Here is a 15,346-nt window from a genome sequence, read left to right on the forward strand (position 1 = left end):
ATGATAATCTTCCATTTATGAATAGCTATATACAACTTTTAAAGCAGGAAAAAATCTTACGTAGACTCTCCTTTATCCAGCTGATCTCTTATTTCGGTGCGTGGTTTAGCAATGTCGCTATCTACACACTTTTGCTTAAAATGGAAGTTTCTGCCGAAGTTGTTTCATTCGTGGCAATGCTTCATTTCTTGGCCGGTGTTGTTCAGGCTCCGTTTTCGGGTGCAATTATCGATATGGTAAAGCCAAAAAACTTAATGCTCTCTCTTATAGCTTTGGAGATAGTTGCTACTGCATCTTTGGTAATGGTAACGACCCACAATCATTTGTTATTATTATATGTATTGATCTTTGTGAAGATGGCGGCTGCATCGTTTTATTTTACGACAGAGATGTCACTACTGCCTAAAATTCTTGATGAAAAAGTATTACAAAAGGCAAATGAATTACACTCTATTATCTGGTCGCTTTCTTATACTTTAGGGATGGCTGTCAGTGGATTTGTAGTTTATCTTTTAGGGATTAAAATCGCGTTTATACTCGATGCACTTTTTTTCGTTGTTGCCTTTTACCTTCTTAGCGGTTTAAAAATCGAAGTAGATCTGCTTACTCAAAAAGAGAAACTTTCAGAGATGATGCGAGATACTTTCAGATATCTCAAACGCACACCTAAAGCATTTCACCTTATGGTTGTACACGCTTTTGTAGGACTTACCGCTTTTGATGCACTTGTAGCATTAATGGTAGATAAGTATTATGCCGGGATTATTGCAACTTCTTTAGCTCTGGGACTCCTTCACTCCGCCCGTGCAGTCGGTTTAGTAGTGGGACCGGTAGTTCTTGGAAAATTTGTAAATAACAAACGCCTTATTTACATTTTTATAGCACAAGCATTTGCCGTATTCTTATGGTCGTATGTGATGGAATATTTTTATCTTAGTTTAGTTGCAAGTGTAGTGGTGGGCTTTTTTACAACGACACTTTGGTCATACTCTTATACTCTGCTGCAAAAGAATATTGAGCAGAAGTATTATGGTAGAATAGTTGCCTATAACGATATGCTTTTTTTAAGCTCGGCGGCATTTACTTCGTATATGATCGGGTATCTGGCAACGGCAGATATATCGCTTGAAAATATAGCCAATATTATGGGGGCAGGATTTATTGTCGGAGCTCTCTATTATGGTTATGTGATTAAGACAAAAAAGATTAAAGAGATAAGTATATGAGTTTTGCAGTTTTAGGTGGTATTTTTTTAAATATAGGTGCATTCCTGACTTTTAAAGGAAAAATTTTTCAAGCTGTCATAGTGTATCTATTTGCTGATTTGTGCTGGGTGATTATGGCATATGAAAGAGATGATTTTTGGGGAATTATCTCTATAACAATTGGAGTTATCTTCGGGCTTTTAGCCTTTTATAAAATGAAAATCGGAGTACTGAGAAAAACATTAGAGAAGGAAGAGGATTGATATATAAGTCAAAAGAGGGTGATATAGACCTTGCACAATTAGTTAGACTTTACCCGGCAGTTGTTGTGGATATGCAAGGTGAAGTTGCCGAGATGAGTTTGGAGTGGATCGAGCTTTACGGCGATAAAGTAAAAGTTGTACATTATGTACTCGTATTTGATTCTACGCAAACGGGTGATGAAGAGAAGAACAGAGTAGTTTTAACTTACGAGACAAAAGATGAACTGATCCAAGAGATGCAAGAGGTAGCAAAATTATTCAACTAATTTCACAAGATACGAAAAAAGTATTTTCACTTGCCATTCCGGCAGCCTTAAAACATTTAGTAGATATACTGCAAGTTCTTATAGATATGCTGATGGTAGGTGCTGTGAGTACGGCTGCACTTGCAGCTGTTGGGATCAGTATGCAGTTTATGATGCTTATTAATGCGATCATAACACTTTACGTAGTGGGTGGAAATGCACTTATATCACGATTTATCGGAAGCGGTAGAAAAAATCGGGCTTCCTCTTTACTCTACGGGCTTGTTATCTTTGCCACAATACTCGGTTTTTTTGTTACGCTTATCGGCTATTTTGGAAGTGCAACTTTTTACAGTGCAATGGGTTCAACGCCTGATGTAATTCAAGCAGGGGAGGAGTACTTTAGCATTCTCTCTTTGGGGATTATTTTAATCTTTATAGATAATCTTCTTTACAATGCCCTTTCGGCTGCGGGAGATACGAAAAGTTCACTTTACATAAAACTGCTCTCGGCAGCACTCAACGCTTTTTTAAACTATGTATTGATCTTCGGGCATTTTGGTGCACCGGAACTTGGAGTACAAGGGGCAGCAATTGCAACTGTAATCGCATATCTGTTTAACGTTATAGCTTACTATATACTTATCAAAAAACTCAATGCCAAACTAGATTTTATTCCGATTGTGCGAAAAACAGATATTGTCCGTGCTATTAAGGTTGGGTATTCAGCCTTTTTAGATCGCGGAATTTCAAGTGCAAGTTTTTTGATCTTTGTCTCAATCATTACGGCATACGGTACGGCAGAGTTAGCAGGGTATCAAGTGGGTCTTAGAATTGAGGGGATCGCATTTATGCCAGGATTTGGTTTTGCGATCGCAGCTATGGCACTTGTCGGACAAAACATCGGAGCAAGAGATTTTGACAAAGCGTACAACATGGGGATAATTTCCGGACGTATAGCGTATGTTTTTATGGGTAGTGTAGGGGTTGTGATGATCCTTTTTCCTGAGTTTTTGGTTTCATTTTTTACAAAAGATACGCTTACGATCGTAGTAGCATCACAGTATCTTATTTTAGTGGGACTTGCACAAATCCCACTGGCACTTATGTTTGTCTACTCATCTGCATTAAGGGGAGCCGGAGCTACAAAAATAACTATGCGGGTGAATGTCGCATCGCTTTGGTTCTTACGTGTTGTCCCTTCCTATATAGCGTATGCGATGGGATATGGGATTATTGCTATTTTTATTATTATGAATATTGAAACGCTGATCAAAGGTGTTGTCTTCTGGTATATCTACTCCAGACGTACTTGGTTACATACGAAAATTTAATAAGGTAACGGTGAAAACGGTGCAGGTCGAAGACTTGCATAAATTGCAATACGTTGTGCTCCTGTTTTCGCTTCTCCTCTACAATGAAAACCTCGGGTGTCTGCAATAACTAAAGTATTTGCCTTTGGAGCAAAAGAGGTAGTATCGCTAAATCCCATATCTAAAAGTTCTTCTTTAGAAAGTCTAAATGCACCACCTTTAATGCTATGGTTAGGCTGAGAGATAGTTATACTTTTTGCATATTCCCATTTTAAACGTTTTAAGTTTATTTTATGGCTGCCTATACTGTACTTAAGTCCCTCTTCATCTTTAACATCTTCTAAAATAATCCACAATTTTATTGTTGAATGAAAAGTATCTTTGTGTATCTCTTTTTGAAGATCGTGTATAGTCTCTGAATCACCATGAACCATTTGATAAATTTTGAATTTATGAGGTTTATAATAATAGCTGGAAGATTTTTGACAAATATTTTTTAACTCAGGATTGTTGTAAATGTAGTCGTATAAGTGTGGTGTATCTATTTTATTTATGTCAATAAAACGGTTTAATGTTCCTCCGTCATATCGATCAAATCCACCTTTAAAGGGAGTTGGCTGTTGAAACCCAGGTATATCACCTAATTGTATCGGCTGTTGTTGTTCAAGCTCTTTTATTCTGTTTTGTACTTCTTTGCTAATAAGGGAAAAAGTTTCATTAGATATAAAGTTTGGTACGGTTAATACACCATCTTTAAATAAGGTTTTTAGTTGATGTTTGTTTTTGAAGTTAAAAAAAAACATTTTCCTTGTAGTGTAAAAAAGATCGGCAAGCTTAATTCTAAAAATATGTAATCCTATTTTGTTTAGCAAAGGATGTCCTATCCAATAAGCATCAAAACCTTTATAGGCAGTGAAGATTTTCAAAAAGCTGTTTTTGTTCATAGTATATTTCCAGATAAAAAATAATAAATTGTTTCGATAATTATACTGGAATTTATGGAGCTATGATAATATATTTTAATCTCAATCTGCTAAAATATCATCATGAATAATCAAGAGTATAAGCAAGCAGTAAAATTATTAAACAAATGGGCATACCATTACTATGTTTTAGATGATCCTATCATGACTGATGAGGGCTACGATAAACTTTACCATGAAGTTTTAGAGTATGAAGAAAATCATCAAGATGAAGTTTTAAAAGATTCTCCGACTCAAAGAGTGGGTGATATTGTAAGTGACGGTTTTACAAAAGAGAAACATCTTTCTCGTATGTGGTCATTAGAAGATATTTTCAATGAAGAAGATCTAGAGAAATGGCTAACAAAAACCTATAAATTAGACAGTAGAATTAGCTTTTACTGTGAGCCGAAATATGACGGGGCATCACTTGACCTTGTTTATGAAAACGGTGAACTGATTAAGGGAATTACTCGCGGGGACGGTGTAGAAGGTGAGCTTATTACCCAAAACGTAAAAACTATCCGTTCGGTCCCTTTAACTATTGAGCATAAGGGTCTGATCGAGATTCGCGGCGAGGTTGTTATCTTTAAAGATGAGTTTGATAAGATTAACCAAGAGCGTCTTAAAAACGGAGAAGCGGTTTTTGCAAACCCTAGAAATGCGGCAGCGGGAAGTCTGCGTCAGCTTGATCCGAGCATTACGGCTGCAAGAAATCTTGTTTTCTTACCTTACGGGCTTGGGGAGAATGAACTTCCTCAAAAACTGCTCCATGACAAGATGGATTATATCTACTCTTTAGGATTTAGAAAAGCCCCAGTAAGAGCAGTTTGCAAAAACAAAGACGATATCCAGGAGATATACAAAGAGATGGTTGCAAACAGGGACAGCTACTCTATGATGCTTGATGGGATGGTAATAAAAGTAGATGAGATCTCAAGCCAGATCGATATGGGGTATACCGTAAAAGTACCCCGCTGGGCTGTAGCGTATAAGTTTCCTGCGGTTGAGAAAATTACTACCGTTAAAGATATTTTGCTTCAAGTTGGACGTACCGGAGCTGTGACACCGGTTGCCGTTGTTGAGCCGACAGATATTGACGGGGTAGTGGTAGAGCGTGCAACGCTGCATAACTTTGATGAGATCGAGCGTAAAGATATCCGTTTGGGTGACAAGGTTATCATCCTTCGTAGCGGAGATGTTATTCCTAAAATCATCAAAGTGTTGACAAATGAGCGAACGGGTAGTGAAGTTGAAGTACATCGTCCAACTGATTGTCCCGTATGTGGCAGTGAACTTTTACAAGAAGATGTCCTTATCAAGTGTCAAAATCTTGAGTGTAATGCACGGGTAGTTAACTCTATTATCTATTTTGCTTCAAAACCGTGTTTAAATATTGACGGACTTGGAAATAAAATAGTTGAACAGCTTTTCAATGAACATCTTGTAAAGTCTGTCCTGGATCTTTTCTCTTTAACAAAAGAGCAACTCTTAGAACTTGAAGGGTTTAAAGAGAAAAAAGCGCAAAACCTTTTAGATGCTGTTGCAAATGCTAAAGGGAGTGAATTATGGCGTTTTATAAACTCTCTTGGAATCGAGCATATAGGTGAAGTCGCTTCAAAGATGATTGCAGAGAAATTTGGTTTTTCATTTTTAAATGCTACAAAAGAGCAGCTTTTGGAGATCGACGGTATCGGTGAAGAGATGGCGGAGAGCTTTTTAGAGTTCTTGCGTGTGAACGAGGAGACAGTTAAAGAGTTACTAGAGGTGATCGAACCGCTTGAACCGGAACTAAGAGAAGAAGCAGAAGAGAATCCTTTTAAAGCAAAAACGGTAGTTCTTACAGGAACTATGAGCGAATCTCGCGGGGCAATTAAAGAGATGCTGGAAAATCTCGGGGCTAAAGTTTCAGGCTCGGTAAGTAAAAAGACCGACTATGTGATCTACGGTGAAGATGCCGGTTCTAAGTATGACAAAGCTGTAAGTTTGGGTGTTGCTACACTTACAGAAGATGAGATGAGAGCACTCCTTTGAGACTCGATAGTTATTTAGTTGAACAGGGACTTGCAGAAACCCGTAATAAAGCACAGTCGATCATAAAAGAGGGACTGGTTTTAGTTGATGACAAAGAGATAAAAAAGCCCGCTTTTAAAGTTGAGGGTTCAATGAATGTGATTGTGAAAGAGCATAAAGCATATGTTTCCCGTGCTGCACATAAACTGGGAGATTTTATTGATGAGATCCATTATGATCCAAGCGGAAAATCGGCACTTGATATCGGTTCCTCTACGGGTGGCTTTACACAAGTACTGCTAGAAGCGGGAGCAAAAGAGGTAACTTGTGTAGATGTGGGAAGCGATCAGCTCCATCACTCTCTGCGCAATGATGAAAGAGTAAAAGTTTACGAGAACTGCGACATAAGAAAATTTGAGAGTGAGAAGCAGTTTGAGCTGATTGTAAGTGATGTGGCATTTATCTCGCTGCTGTATATTTTAGATGATGTCCAGCGGTTGGCAAGTAAAGATATTATCTTGCTTTTCAAACCACAGTTTGAGGTCGGACGTGAAGCAAAACGTGATAAAAACGGAGTGGTGTTAGATAAAAAAGCTATAGAAAATGGTATGATTAGATTTGAAGATGCATGTAAATTAAAAGGTTGGACTTTGCAGAGTAAAGCACCTTCAAAAACAACAGGAAAAGAGGGGAATCTTGAATACTGCTACTATTTTACAAAATAGCACAAGTATAGCTATAGGTGGATTTGACGGGATGCATATTGGGCATCAGGAACTTTTTCATCACTTAGATAAAAACGGTGTAATTGTCGTTATAAATACAGGATATGCAAATCTTACACCCTCCCATTTTAGAGAACAACATACAGACAAACATCTTTACTATTACAATCTAGAAGATATACGTCATCTAGACGGAGCGGGGTTTATAGCACTTTTAAAGAAAGATTTCCCAAAACTGCAAAAAATAGTAGTTGGATACGACTTCCATTTCGGAAAAGACAGAAGATACTCTTATGAAGATCTCAAAGAGCTTTTTCTCAAAGAGAATGAAAACGGAGAAGTTGTAATCGTAAAGGAAGTAAAACACCATAATGATGCGGTCCATTCCCATAAAATTCGCCATAAACTCTCGATCGGAGATATCAAAGGGGCAAATGAATTTCTTGGATATAACTACACGATTTGCGGGAACAAGATCACGGGACAGGGGATCGGAGCAAAAGAGTTGGTTGCAACGATTAACTTGCAGGCTAAAGAGTTCCTTGTTCCAAAAGAGGGTGTGTATGTAACAACTACACGCATAGATAATGAAGAACATTTCCATCCATCGGTTAGTTTTGTCGGGCATCGTGTAAGTACCGATGGAAGCTTTGCTATAGAGACCCATATACTTGACGGGATGGTAAAGTGTGATGAAAAAGCGGAGATCAGTTTCATAGCTTACATTAGAGAGAATCAAAAGTTTGAAACGATGGATGAGTTGCGTGAAGCGATCAATAAAGATATAGCTATAGCAAATAAAGAGCTAAAACATTTAGCATTATGAAAGAGAAACAAATGCAAAGAGAATATTTAGAAGATAAAGAGACCCTTTATTTTAAATTTGAACAAAATAAAGAGGACTTTATCGTAGATGAGATAGGGATAGATTTTAAAGGAAAAGGAAATTTTTTAATACTTCGTGTAAAAAAAGTGGAGCTTACAACGTGGGATATGATCGCAGAGTTTGCAAAATTTCTAGGAATTGAGGCACAAAAGATAGGCTACGCTGGTTTGAAAGATAAGCATGCGACTACGACACAGTATATTTCGATTGAAGCAAAGTATGAAAAAGCACTTAAAAAGTTTAAGCATCCTCAAATTACGATCATAGGTTCTACACATCATACACACTCGATTCGTATGGGTGATCTTAAAGGGAACAGTTTTACGATCAATCTTTTTGGTGTCAGTCAGATAGAAGCAGGGCAGATAGAAAAACGTGCGAGCAAAATTGCGAAAAACGGTTTGCCGAACTATTTCGGATATCAAAGATTTGGACGTGATGAAGACTCGCTGGACCAAGCTAAAGCGATGATCGCCGGAGAGCTGCATATCAACGATGCAAAACTCAAAAACTTTTTAATCTCTGTTTATCAGAGTCAGTTTTTTAACGACTGGTTGAAAGAGAGAGTTCTTTTTAGCAGAGAAAACAATAACGGTGAATTTGCTCTTTTAGAGGGTGATGTATATATGGATGATAAAGGGAAATTCTTTACCCCTAAAACAACCCAAGAGAAAGATTTTAAATCTCATAAAATAGTTCCTACAGGGCTTTTATGCGGTCGTGATGTATTTCGTGCACGAAGTGATGCAAGAAAGATCGAGGAAAAATATGATGATCAGTTTTTATATGAGAAAGGGTATCGTAGAGAAGCGGTAGTTTTTCCTAAAAAGATAGAGCTTGATTATAAAAATAATTTTGATATTTTAAATATCAGTTTTTCACTTCCTAAAGGTTCTTACGCTACGGTATTTTTAGAAGCGATTGCAAATAGAAACTACAAAGCTAAAAAGGTAAAGTAGGGGTTTTTACCACTGCTCTTCATCTTCATTGATCTCCGAATCATCATACGGATCCATATGTGTCAGCACATGTACTTTTTTATCTGGAAAAAGTGCAAGGATTTTGGCTTCTACCTTATCTGCTACAAGGTGCGCATCGTATAAAGAGATACTTACGTTAAATACAGCGTGATAAGAGATAAAGATGTGTGAACCAGACTCTCTTGTTTTTAAATAGTGGTAGTTTGTAATAGTTGGTTCACTTTTGATCGCTTGATCGATTTTCTCAATATCTTCTGTCGGTAAAGCGATATCAAGAAGCATTAAAATACCCTCTTTAATGATAGGAAATGCAGAATAGATCATATACCCTGCAATTGCGATACCTAAAATTGGATCGATAAGTTGTTCCCCCGTATAGCTAACTGCTGCTAATGCAAAAAGTACAGCACCGTTAGAAAGAAGGTCTGTTTTATAGTGCAGTGCATCGGCACGTATTACCATGTTTTTCGTTTTTTTAGCTACATGGATTAAAAACGCAACAAGCAGGGCGGTAATGATGATTGAAGCAAGCATAACGTAGAACGATTCCATCATATAGAGCATCTCATGTGGATGGATAATTTTTTCCAAAGCTTCATAAAGGATGAAAAATGCTGAAAAAGAGATCACACTTCCCTCTATAACAGCTGCAAGCGGTTCTATTTTACTTCTTCCAAAGTGAAAACTGTCATCGGGATTTTTCTCTGCATTGTGCAGAGCAAAATAGTTAAAGAGTGAAACCGTTAGATCTAAAAAGCTATCGATTGCCGATGCAAGAACAGCGATAGAACCGCTTAGAACTCCAACTGTCATTTTTAGTAGTACGAGTAGTCCTGCAACGGAAGTTGAAACAACTGTAGCCTTTTTCTCTAAAGTCATATAAAACCGATCCTTTTTTAGTTACAATTATATAAAAATTTTAAACTATTGAGCTTAAATGGACATACAAAAGATTAAAGAAGATAGAAAAAAGTGGATGAGTTGGAAAAATATTGCACCTCTTAGGGATGCTTTGGCTCAACTTGATGATGTACCTTGCGATGTCACTCTTGGAGATGTGGTTAAGATCAGCGGCGATTTTGACGAAGAGGCTATATACAACACTGCAAAAATGTTGATGCCTTGGAGAAAAGGACCTTTTGCAGTTGGTGAGACTTTTATCGACTCTGAGTGGAAGAGTAATATCAAATACAACCTTATTCGTAAACATTTTGATTTAAAAGGGAAGAAAGTTGCCGATATAGGGTGTAACAATGGCTACTACATGTTTAAGATGTTGGAAGAGGAGCCTAAGTTACTTGTAGGGTTTGATCCTTCACCGCTTTATAAAACACAATTTGATTTTATAAACCATTTTGTAAAGAGCGAGATTGTTTATGAACTTTTAGGTGTTGAGCACTTAGAGTTTTATGAAGAGAAGTTTGACACTATTTTTTGTTTGGGTGTTTTGTACCATAGAAGTGATCCAGTGGCGATGTTAAAGTCTTTGTATCGCGGACTTGAAAAAACAGGTGAGGTGATACTAGATACTTTCTATATAGACGGGGAAGATGAGATGGCGCTGTGTCCGGAGTCTAGTTACTCCAAAATACCGAATATCTACTTTGTTCCTACGATCAAGGCACTTAAAAACTGGTGTTTAAGAGCCGGTTTTTCCGAGTTTGAAGTATTAGAAACTTCGATCACCGATGAGGGTGAACAAAGAAAAACAGAATGGATCGAAGGGCAGTCTCTAGAGGACTTTTTAGACCCTGAAGATAAAACAAAGACCGTTGAAGGTTACCCTGCACCGCAAAGAGTATACGTACGATTAATAAAGGATAAAAAATAATGGCTGAAGAACTACTAGAACACGAAACAGATTTAGAGATAGAAGATTATAGGGATGACCAGGTTGTTGCAAAAACACATGACAGAATCAATGAAGATCTAAGTGGTGAGGTTACTAAACTTGAAGACGGTTATGTTGAGGTAAGACTTACAACAACAATCGATATGTTGGCTGATAACGTTGGTCTGATTCACGGCGGTTTTATTTTTTCTGCTGCCGATTATGCAGCTATGCTTGCCGTAAATGAAAGAAATGTAGTGTTAGTAGCATCTGATTGTCAATTTTTATCTCCTGTAAAACTACACGATGAAGTGAATATCGTAGCGCGTGTAAGACATAAAGAGGGACGAAAAAGAAATGTGTATGTAACGGGACATGTATTAGATGTAAAAGTATTTGAAGGGGAGTTTAAAACGGTTATTACCGAGAAACACGTTTTAAAGTTAAAGCTCCTTCATGACGAAGAAGCGTTAAACAGTGGAACTACACCACCTCCACCTGAAGGGAGTGTAGAATAGCTCTACACCTCTGCACTCAGCAGAAAGACTCCGAAATCTCTATGTGGTTTATTGATTGTATTAATATTTTCAAACGATACATTTTTAAAACCGCAATCCTCTACAATTTTACAAAGAGCCTCTTGTTCAAATCCAAAGTGATATACTCCGGTATTGTCTGAATGGAATGTACCGTCTTCACTCTCTAAATCTGCAATCGCTAAAAAACCGCCTTCATGTAAGTTACCTTTGATAGTTTGGAAAAACTTTGTAAGATCCTCAACATGGTGGAGTGTCATTGAACTGATAAGTCCGTGAAATTTCATATCTAACGGTGTTTCAACTATATCTTGATGGATTGCATCAATTGTAAGTTCCGGAGTGTTTTTCTCCTCTAACTTTTCAAGCATCCCTTTTGAAGTATCAACACCATACACTTTTTTTACTTTTTTTGCGATCTCAAAACCAAGCAGTCCCGTACCAACTCCAAAGTCCATTAAAACCATCTCGTTTGATAGATCAAATTTATTTTCAATAGCATCTGCTATAACCTTGGCACCATTAACTCTGATGTCGCCTTTATCCCAGTTTTGGGCACGTTTATCAAATTGACTCATAATATACTTATCCAATAATCTGAATTTTTTTGTTCCTGTTTTATAGTTGTTGTTCCGCCATGACCAGGATATACTGTTTTGTCATAATCTATCTGTTTAAATTTTTCCAGTGATTTTTTCATATCCTCGGGAGATGAATATGGGAAATCGGTTCTTCCGATACTGCGTTCAAAGATAAAATCTCCGCTAAACATAGCATCACCGATCTCAATTGTACTACATCCTGGACAATGACCGGGAAAGTGACGAAATTTTACTTTAACACCGTCAAAATCAAGCTCCTCATCACCTACTATCTCTACATCGGGAGTTGAAGGTGGAAGGTCAGGCATCCAACCGCTTCCCTGTAATAACATCACATCACCTTGCGGCGTGTAAAGTTTAACTCCCAGCTCTTTTTGCAGCTGGGCATTGCTCCATACATGATCAAAATGTCCATGAGTATTTAAGATCGCAACGGGATTAGTGACATTTTCTTTTACCCACTGTGTAGCATCCACACCAGGATCGATAATAAAATCTTTTCCATCAACCGTAACAATATAACAGTTTGTTTGATACGGTCCCATAGGTTGTACTTTTATTGTCATTTTTGCTCCAATTTAGAATATATAATGGTGTTACTATTCTTCTCTTTATGGGAGGAATTGTATAGTAATGATACTAATCAAACTCTTAATTATTTGTTCTTAACACAAATGTAAGATAGAAAAAGTATAATCTCCTCTTTTAAAAAATTATAAGGAGAAATTATATGGAAATCATGGTAGCTGTTTACGGTACTGCTTTAACGATCGCTTCAGGAATGTACGTATATTTTAATACAGGTGATCGTGCTCACTAAGCACTAACGGGTATGATACTTTTGTATCATGCTTTTTATCTACAAAACTTTTCTTTTAACAAAAAAATTACTACTAACTTCGTTTACTGTTTAAGAACAATCTTCTAAAAATAAATTCTCTTTTTTAAGAAAAGTTATACCATTATTCTTTTATGAATTTTTATAATGAACTTGAAGTGATATTGGAGATAAAAACTCCAAAAGAAAAACTGGAAAAATTTAGGGAATTTTACAAAGAATTTCAAAAACAAGAAATCGATTTTAATGCAACAGAAACGCCAAAAATATTTATCCAACCTGCTTATGAAGGTTTCTGTAAAGTTGTACCGCCTCAAAAAGTGCCTAAACGCTCAAACCTGACTACAAAAGAGGGACAGATTAATCTACTCCATGCCGTAGCACATATAGAATACTCTGCAATTGATTTAGCCCTTGATGCAGCATATAGATTTCGCGGACTTCCCGGAAAATATTACGAAGACTGGCTAGAGGTTGCCGATGATGAGGTTCGCCATTTTGAAATGCTTGAAACCCTGTTACATGAACTTGGAAGCGGATATGGAGAGATCGAAGTGCACAATTCGCTGTTTGAAGCGAGTTATAAAACACAAACACTGATCGAGCGGATGGCAGTTGTCCCTAGATATCTGGAAGCTAACGGACTTGATGCAACTCCCATGATTTTGGAAAAATTAAAAAAATATCCTAAAAACGAGATATTAGAAAAGATCAAATCTGTATTGACTATAATCTTGCAAGAAGAGATAGACCACGTAAAAAAAGGGGATGTCTGGTTTACATATGCTTGTGAATTGGAAAATCAAGATACTGGTATATTTTTCGAAATTATCAAAAAGTATTATCCAAGAGGTTTTTTACGTCCGGATGATCTCAATATTGACGCAAGAAAAGAGGCAGGGTTTAGTTGTAATGAACTGAAAATTATGGCAAATAAAGAGGTTTGTTAATTTTAAAAAGATATAATTTAAATAGTTAATATTTTTTAAAGGTTTAGTGTATAATTATGAGTAAGTATTCACAAATAACTGATTATCTCGTAAGTTTTTTGGATGAAGAAGTCAGAAAAACAGGGATAAAAAAAGTGGTAGTTGGTTTGAGTGGCGGACTTGATTCTGCTGTCGTTGCCGTACTTGCTCAAAAAGCATTCGGAGATGACCTTTTATGCGTCAAGATGCCCTCACAATACTCTTCACAAAGTTCACTTGATGATGCTGACGAGTTGTGTAAAGATTTTTCTTTGAGAAATGAGACGGTATCGATTGAGCCGATGTTACGTGCATATGAAGAGATGAATCCAAATCTTAACAATTTAAGAAAAGGGAACTTCTCCTCTCGTATGAGAATGTCGACACTTTTTGATATTTCGGCTCGTGAAGGAGCCTTGGTACTTGGTACGAGTAACAAAAGTGAACTGATGCTCGGTTACGGAACGCTTTACGGGGATTTAGCAAGTGCTATCAACCCGATAGGCGATCTTTATAAGAGTGAAGTTTTTGAACTGGCAGCCTATCTTGGTGTTACAAAAAGCATCATTGAAAAGCCGCCATCTGCTGATCTATGGGCAGGGCAGAGTGATGAAGCCGACTTAGGTTATACTTATGAACAACTTGACGGTGCAATGAAGCTCTATGTAGACCAAAGACTTTCAAAAGAGGAAGTGGTAAAACAAGGTGTGGATGAGAAGATGTTAGAGATGATCATTAAACGTATCTTTGCAAACCATTTTAAGCGTAAGATGCCTGTGATTGCAAAACTGACATCTAGGACGCTAAATCACGATTTTAATTATCCAAGAGATATAACTTTATAAAGGAAACAGTATGGAAATACCATTTAGCAAATATGAAAGTTCTCGTGCGGCACACTCGTATGTAAGTGATGCATTAGATGGTGAAGAGATCAATCAGGTTGAAGAGTTAGAAAATGAGTTTGCAAGTTATGTAGGAGCTCAGTATGCCCTTGCAACTTCGCATGGTACTTCAGCACTTCATTTAGCGATGTTGGCACTTGATCTAAAACGTGGTGATAAAGTTGTATGTTCTGTAAATGCGCATCCAAATGTACCCGAAGTAGTTCGCCACTTTGATGCTGAACCGGTATTTATAGATATCTGTGAAGATAATTATAATATCAACCTTGATAAACTTGAAAACTATTTAGAGGATAACAAGTCAAAAAAACTAAAAGCTGTAATTATCACACATATTGCAGGGACTACGGTTGATCTTGAACGTGTATACTCAATGGGTAAAATCTATAACGTCAAAATTGTAGAGGATGCATGTGATGCGTTAGGTGCTACATATAAAGGGCAAAAAATCGGTTCTACGGGAGCTGATATTGTTTGTTTTAACTTCTCTCCACATTTGAGAAAAAATATCTGTAACGGCGGTATGTTGGTAACGGATGATGATGAGATCATTGAGCGTGCAAGACTTTTAGCTAACCATGCCATCGTACGTGATGAAGATGCTTTAGAGTATATTTATGATGTTGTAGATATTGGAAACGATTACTCTTTAAGTCAGTTAAATGCAGCATATATCCGTGCGCAGATTGAAGAGCAAGATAACAACATTGCAAGACAACAAGAGATCGCACGTATTTACAGCGAAAAACTTGACGGTGTTGATCATATTACAATCCCGGATATGAGTAATGATGAACATCCGTTTAGTTTATATGTTATCAAGATAGATAAAAACCGTGACTCGTTTGCCGTAGAGTTAAGAGAGGAAGGGATCACTGCAGGACTGCACTATATTCCTCTGCACCTTTTAACATACTATAAATCAAAATACTCACTAAGAGTAAATGATTTTCCTGTAGCACTTCGTTCATATCAGCAGGTATTGTCACTCCCGATCTATGCAAATATGAGTGATGAAGATGTTGAAAATGTGATCGCAACAGTGAAAAAGATCGCAAAAACAAGAGTTTAATT

17 protein-coding genes are annotated in these 15,346 nt (G+C 37.1%); 13 read left to right on the top strand and 4 right to left on the bottom strand.

The window, feature by feature from the left end; genetic code table 11:
- The first annotated feature begins 17 nt into the window (after positions 1 to 17).
- From QWY88_RS00615 to QWY88_RS00630, 4 genes are read left to right on the top strand one after another with little or no spacing between them, the layout of a single operon-like run.
- Entirely contained in the window at positions 18 to 1,226 is a 1,209-nt protein-coding gene (locus QWY88_RS00615; RefSeq protein ID WP_304542971.1) for an MFS transporter, read from the top strand.
- Entirely contained in the window at positions 1,223 to 1,468 is a 246-nt protein-coding gene (locus tag QWY88_RS00620; RefSeq protein WP_304542973.1) for a hypothetical protein, read from the top strand. Before QWY88_RS00615 ends, QWY88_RS00620 begins: the two co-directional genes overlap by 4 nt.
- Entirely contained in the window at positions 1,465 to 1,734 is a 270-nt protein-coding gene (locus tag QWY88_RS00625) for a hypothetical protein (RefSeq protein ID WP_304542975.1), read from the top strand. The genes QWY88_RS00620 and QWY88_RS00625 overlap by 4 nt, the downstream gene beginning before the upstream one ends.
- A 35-nt stretch (positions 1,735 to 1,769) precedes the next feature.
- Positions 1,770 to 3,047 (top strand): MATE family efflux transporter, encoded by a 1,278-nt coding sequence (locus QWY88_RS00630; protein ID WP_304544145.1) that lies wholly within the window; start codon positions 1,770 to 1,772, stop codon positions 3,045 to 3,047.
- On the opposite strand, the gene QWY88_RS00635 is transcribed toward QWY88_RS00630, so the two are convergent.
- Entirely contained in the window at positions 3,044 to 3,970 is a 927-nt protein-coding gene (locus tag QWY88_RS00635; protein ID WP_304542977.1) for a hypothetical protein, read from the bottom strand. The two genes, QWY88_RS00630 and QWY88_RS00635, sit on opposite strands and share 4 nt — an antisense overlap.
- A 102-nt stretch (positions 3,971 to 4,072) precedes the next feature.
- Between QWY88_RS00635 and ligA the strand changes: the two genes are divergently transcribed.
- Genes ligA through QWY88_RS00655 form a run of 4 tightly spaced genes read left to right on the top strand, consistent with a single transcriptional unit; the run spans position 4,073 to position 8,571 of the window.
- Positions 4,073 to 6,022, top strand: coding sequence for an NAD-dependent DNA ligase LigA (ligA, locus tag QWY88_RS00640; protein WP_304542979.1), 1,950 nt, complete (start codon positions 4,073 to 4,075; stop codon positions 6,020 to 6,022).
- A complete protein-coding gene (gene tlyA / locus QWY88_RS00645) occupies positions 6,019 to 6,726 on the top strand; it encodes a 23S rRNA (cytidine-2'-O)-methyltransferase TlyA (protein ID WP_304542981.1) in 708 nt (235 codons plus the stop codon). Before ligA ends, tlyA begins: the two co-directional genes overlap by 4 nt.
- Positions 6,698 to 7,552 carry a bifunctional riboflavin kinase/FAD synthetase gene (locus QWY88_RS00650; protein ID WP_304542983.1) on the top strand — a complete coding sequence of 285 codons (855 nt, stop codon included), beginning with the start codon at positions 6,698 to 6,700 and terminating at the stop codon, positions 7,550 to 7,552. Before tlyA ends, QWY88_RS00650 begins: the two co-directional genes overlap by 29 nt.
- Before the next feature lie 11 nt (positions 7,553 to 7,563).
- A complete protein-coding gene (locus tag QWY88_RS00655) occupies positions 7,564 to 8,571 on the top strand; it encodes a tRNA pseudouridine(13) synthase TruD (RefSeq protein WP_304542985.1) in 1,008 nt (335 codons plus the stop codon).
- A 6-nt stretch (positions 8,572 to 8,577) separates the two neighbouring features.
- On the opposite strand, the gene QWY88_RS00660 is transcribed toward QWY88_RS00655, so the two are convergent.
- Positions 8,578 to 9,471 carry a cation diffusion facilitator family transporter gene (locus QWY88_RS00660; protein WP_304542987.1) on the bottom strand — a complete coding sequence of 298 codons (894 nt, stop codon included), beginning with the start codon at positions 9,469 to 9,471 and terminating at the stop codon, positions 8,578 to 8,580.
- Positions 9,472 to 9,529: 58 nt separating this feature from the next.
- Here QWY88_RS00660 and cmoB point away from each other — a divergent pair, with 58 nt between their 5' ends.
- Both cmoB and QWY88_RS00670 read left to right on the top strand, forming a co-directional pair.
- Entirely contained in the window at positions 9,530 to 10,423 is an 894-nt protein-coding gene (gene cmoB, locus QWY88_RS00665) for a tRNA 5-methoxyuridine(34)/uridine 5-oxyacetic acid(34) synthase CmoB (protein WP_304542989.1), read from the top strand.
- Positions 10,423 to 10,941 carry a PaaI family thioesterase gene (locus QWY88_RS00670; RefSeq protein ID WP_304542992.1) on the top strand — a complete coding sequence of 173 codons (519 nt, stop codon included), beginning with the start codon at positions 10,423 to 10,425 and terminating at the stop codon, positions 10,939 to 10,941. The genes cmoB and QWY88_RS00670 overlap by 1 nt, the downstream gene beginning before the upstream one ends.
- 2 nt (positions 10,942 to 10,943) lie before the next feature.
- On the opposite strand, the gene QWY88_RS00675 is transcribed toward QWY88_RS00670, so the two are convergent.
- Together QWY88_RS00675 and QWY88_RS00680 are read right to left on the bottom strand one after the other, a co-directional pair.
- A complete protein-coding gene (locus QWY88_RS00675; protein ID WP_304542994.1) occupies positions 10,944 to 11,537 on the bottom strand; it encodes a class I SAM-dependent DNA methyltransferase in 594 nt (197 codons plus the stop codon).
- Positions 11,534 to 12,127 carry an MBL fold metallo-hydrolase gene (locus QWY88_RS00680; protein ID WP_304542996.1) on the bottom strand — a complete coding sequence of 198 codons (594 nt, stop codon included), beginning with the start codon at positions 12,125 to 12,127 and terminating at the stop codon, positions 11,534 to 11,536. Before QWY88_RS00680 ends, QWY88_RS00675 begins: the two co-directional genes overlap by 4 nt.
- Positions 12,128 to 12,533: 406 nt before the next feature.
- Here QWY88_RS00680 and QWY88_RS00685 point away from each other — a divergent pair, with 406 nt between their 5' ends.
- Genes QWY88_RS00685 through QWY88_RS00695 form a run of 3 tightly spaced genes read left to right on the top strand, consistent with a single transcriptional unit; the run spans position 12,534 to position 15,344 of the window.
- A complete protein-coding gene (locus tag QWY88_RS00685; protein WP_304542998.1) occupies positions 12,534 to 13,349 on the top strand; it encodes a ferritin-like domain-containing protein in 816 nt (271 codons plus the stop codon).
- Between the two features lie 56 nt (positions 13,350 to 13,405).
- Positions 13,406 to 14,212 carry an NAD+ synthase gene (locus tag QWY88_RS00690; protein WP_304542999.1) on the top strand — a complete coding sequence of 269 codons (807 nt, stop codon included), beginning with the start codon at positions 13,406 to 13,408 and terminating at the stop codon, positions 14,210 to 14,212.
- Positions 14,213 to 14,222: 10 nt separating this feature from the next.
- On the top strand, positions 14,223 to 15,344 hold the full coding sequence (locus tag QWY88_RS00695) for a DegT/DnrJ/EryC1/StrS family aminotransferase (protein WP_304543001.1): 1,122 nt from the start codon (positions 14,223 to 14,225) through the stop codon (positions 15,342 to 15,344).
- The last annotated feature ends 2 nt before the right edge of the window (positions 15,345 to 15,346 follow it).

The sequence above is a fragment of the Sulfurimonas sp. hsl 1-7 genome (assembly GCF_030577135.1).
Taxonomy (GTDB): domain Bacteria; phylum Campylobacterota; class Campylobacteria; order Campylobacterales; family Sulfurimonadaceae; genus Sulfurimonas; species Sulfurimonas microaerophilus.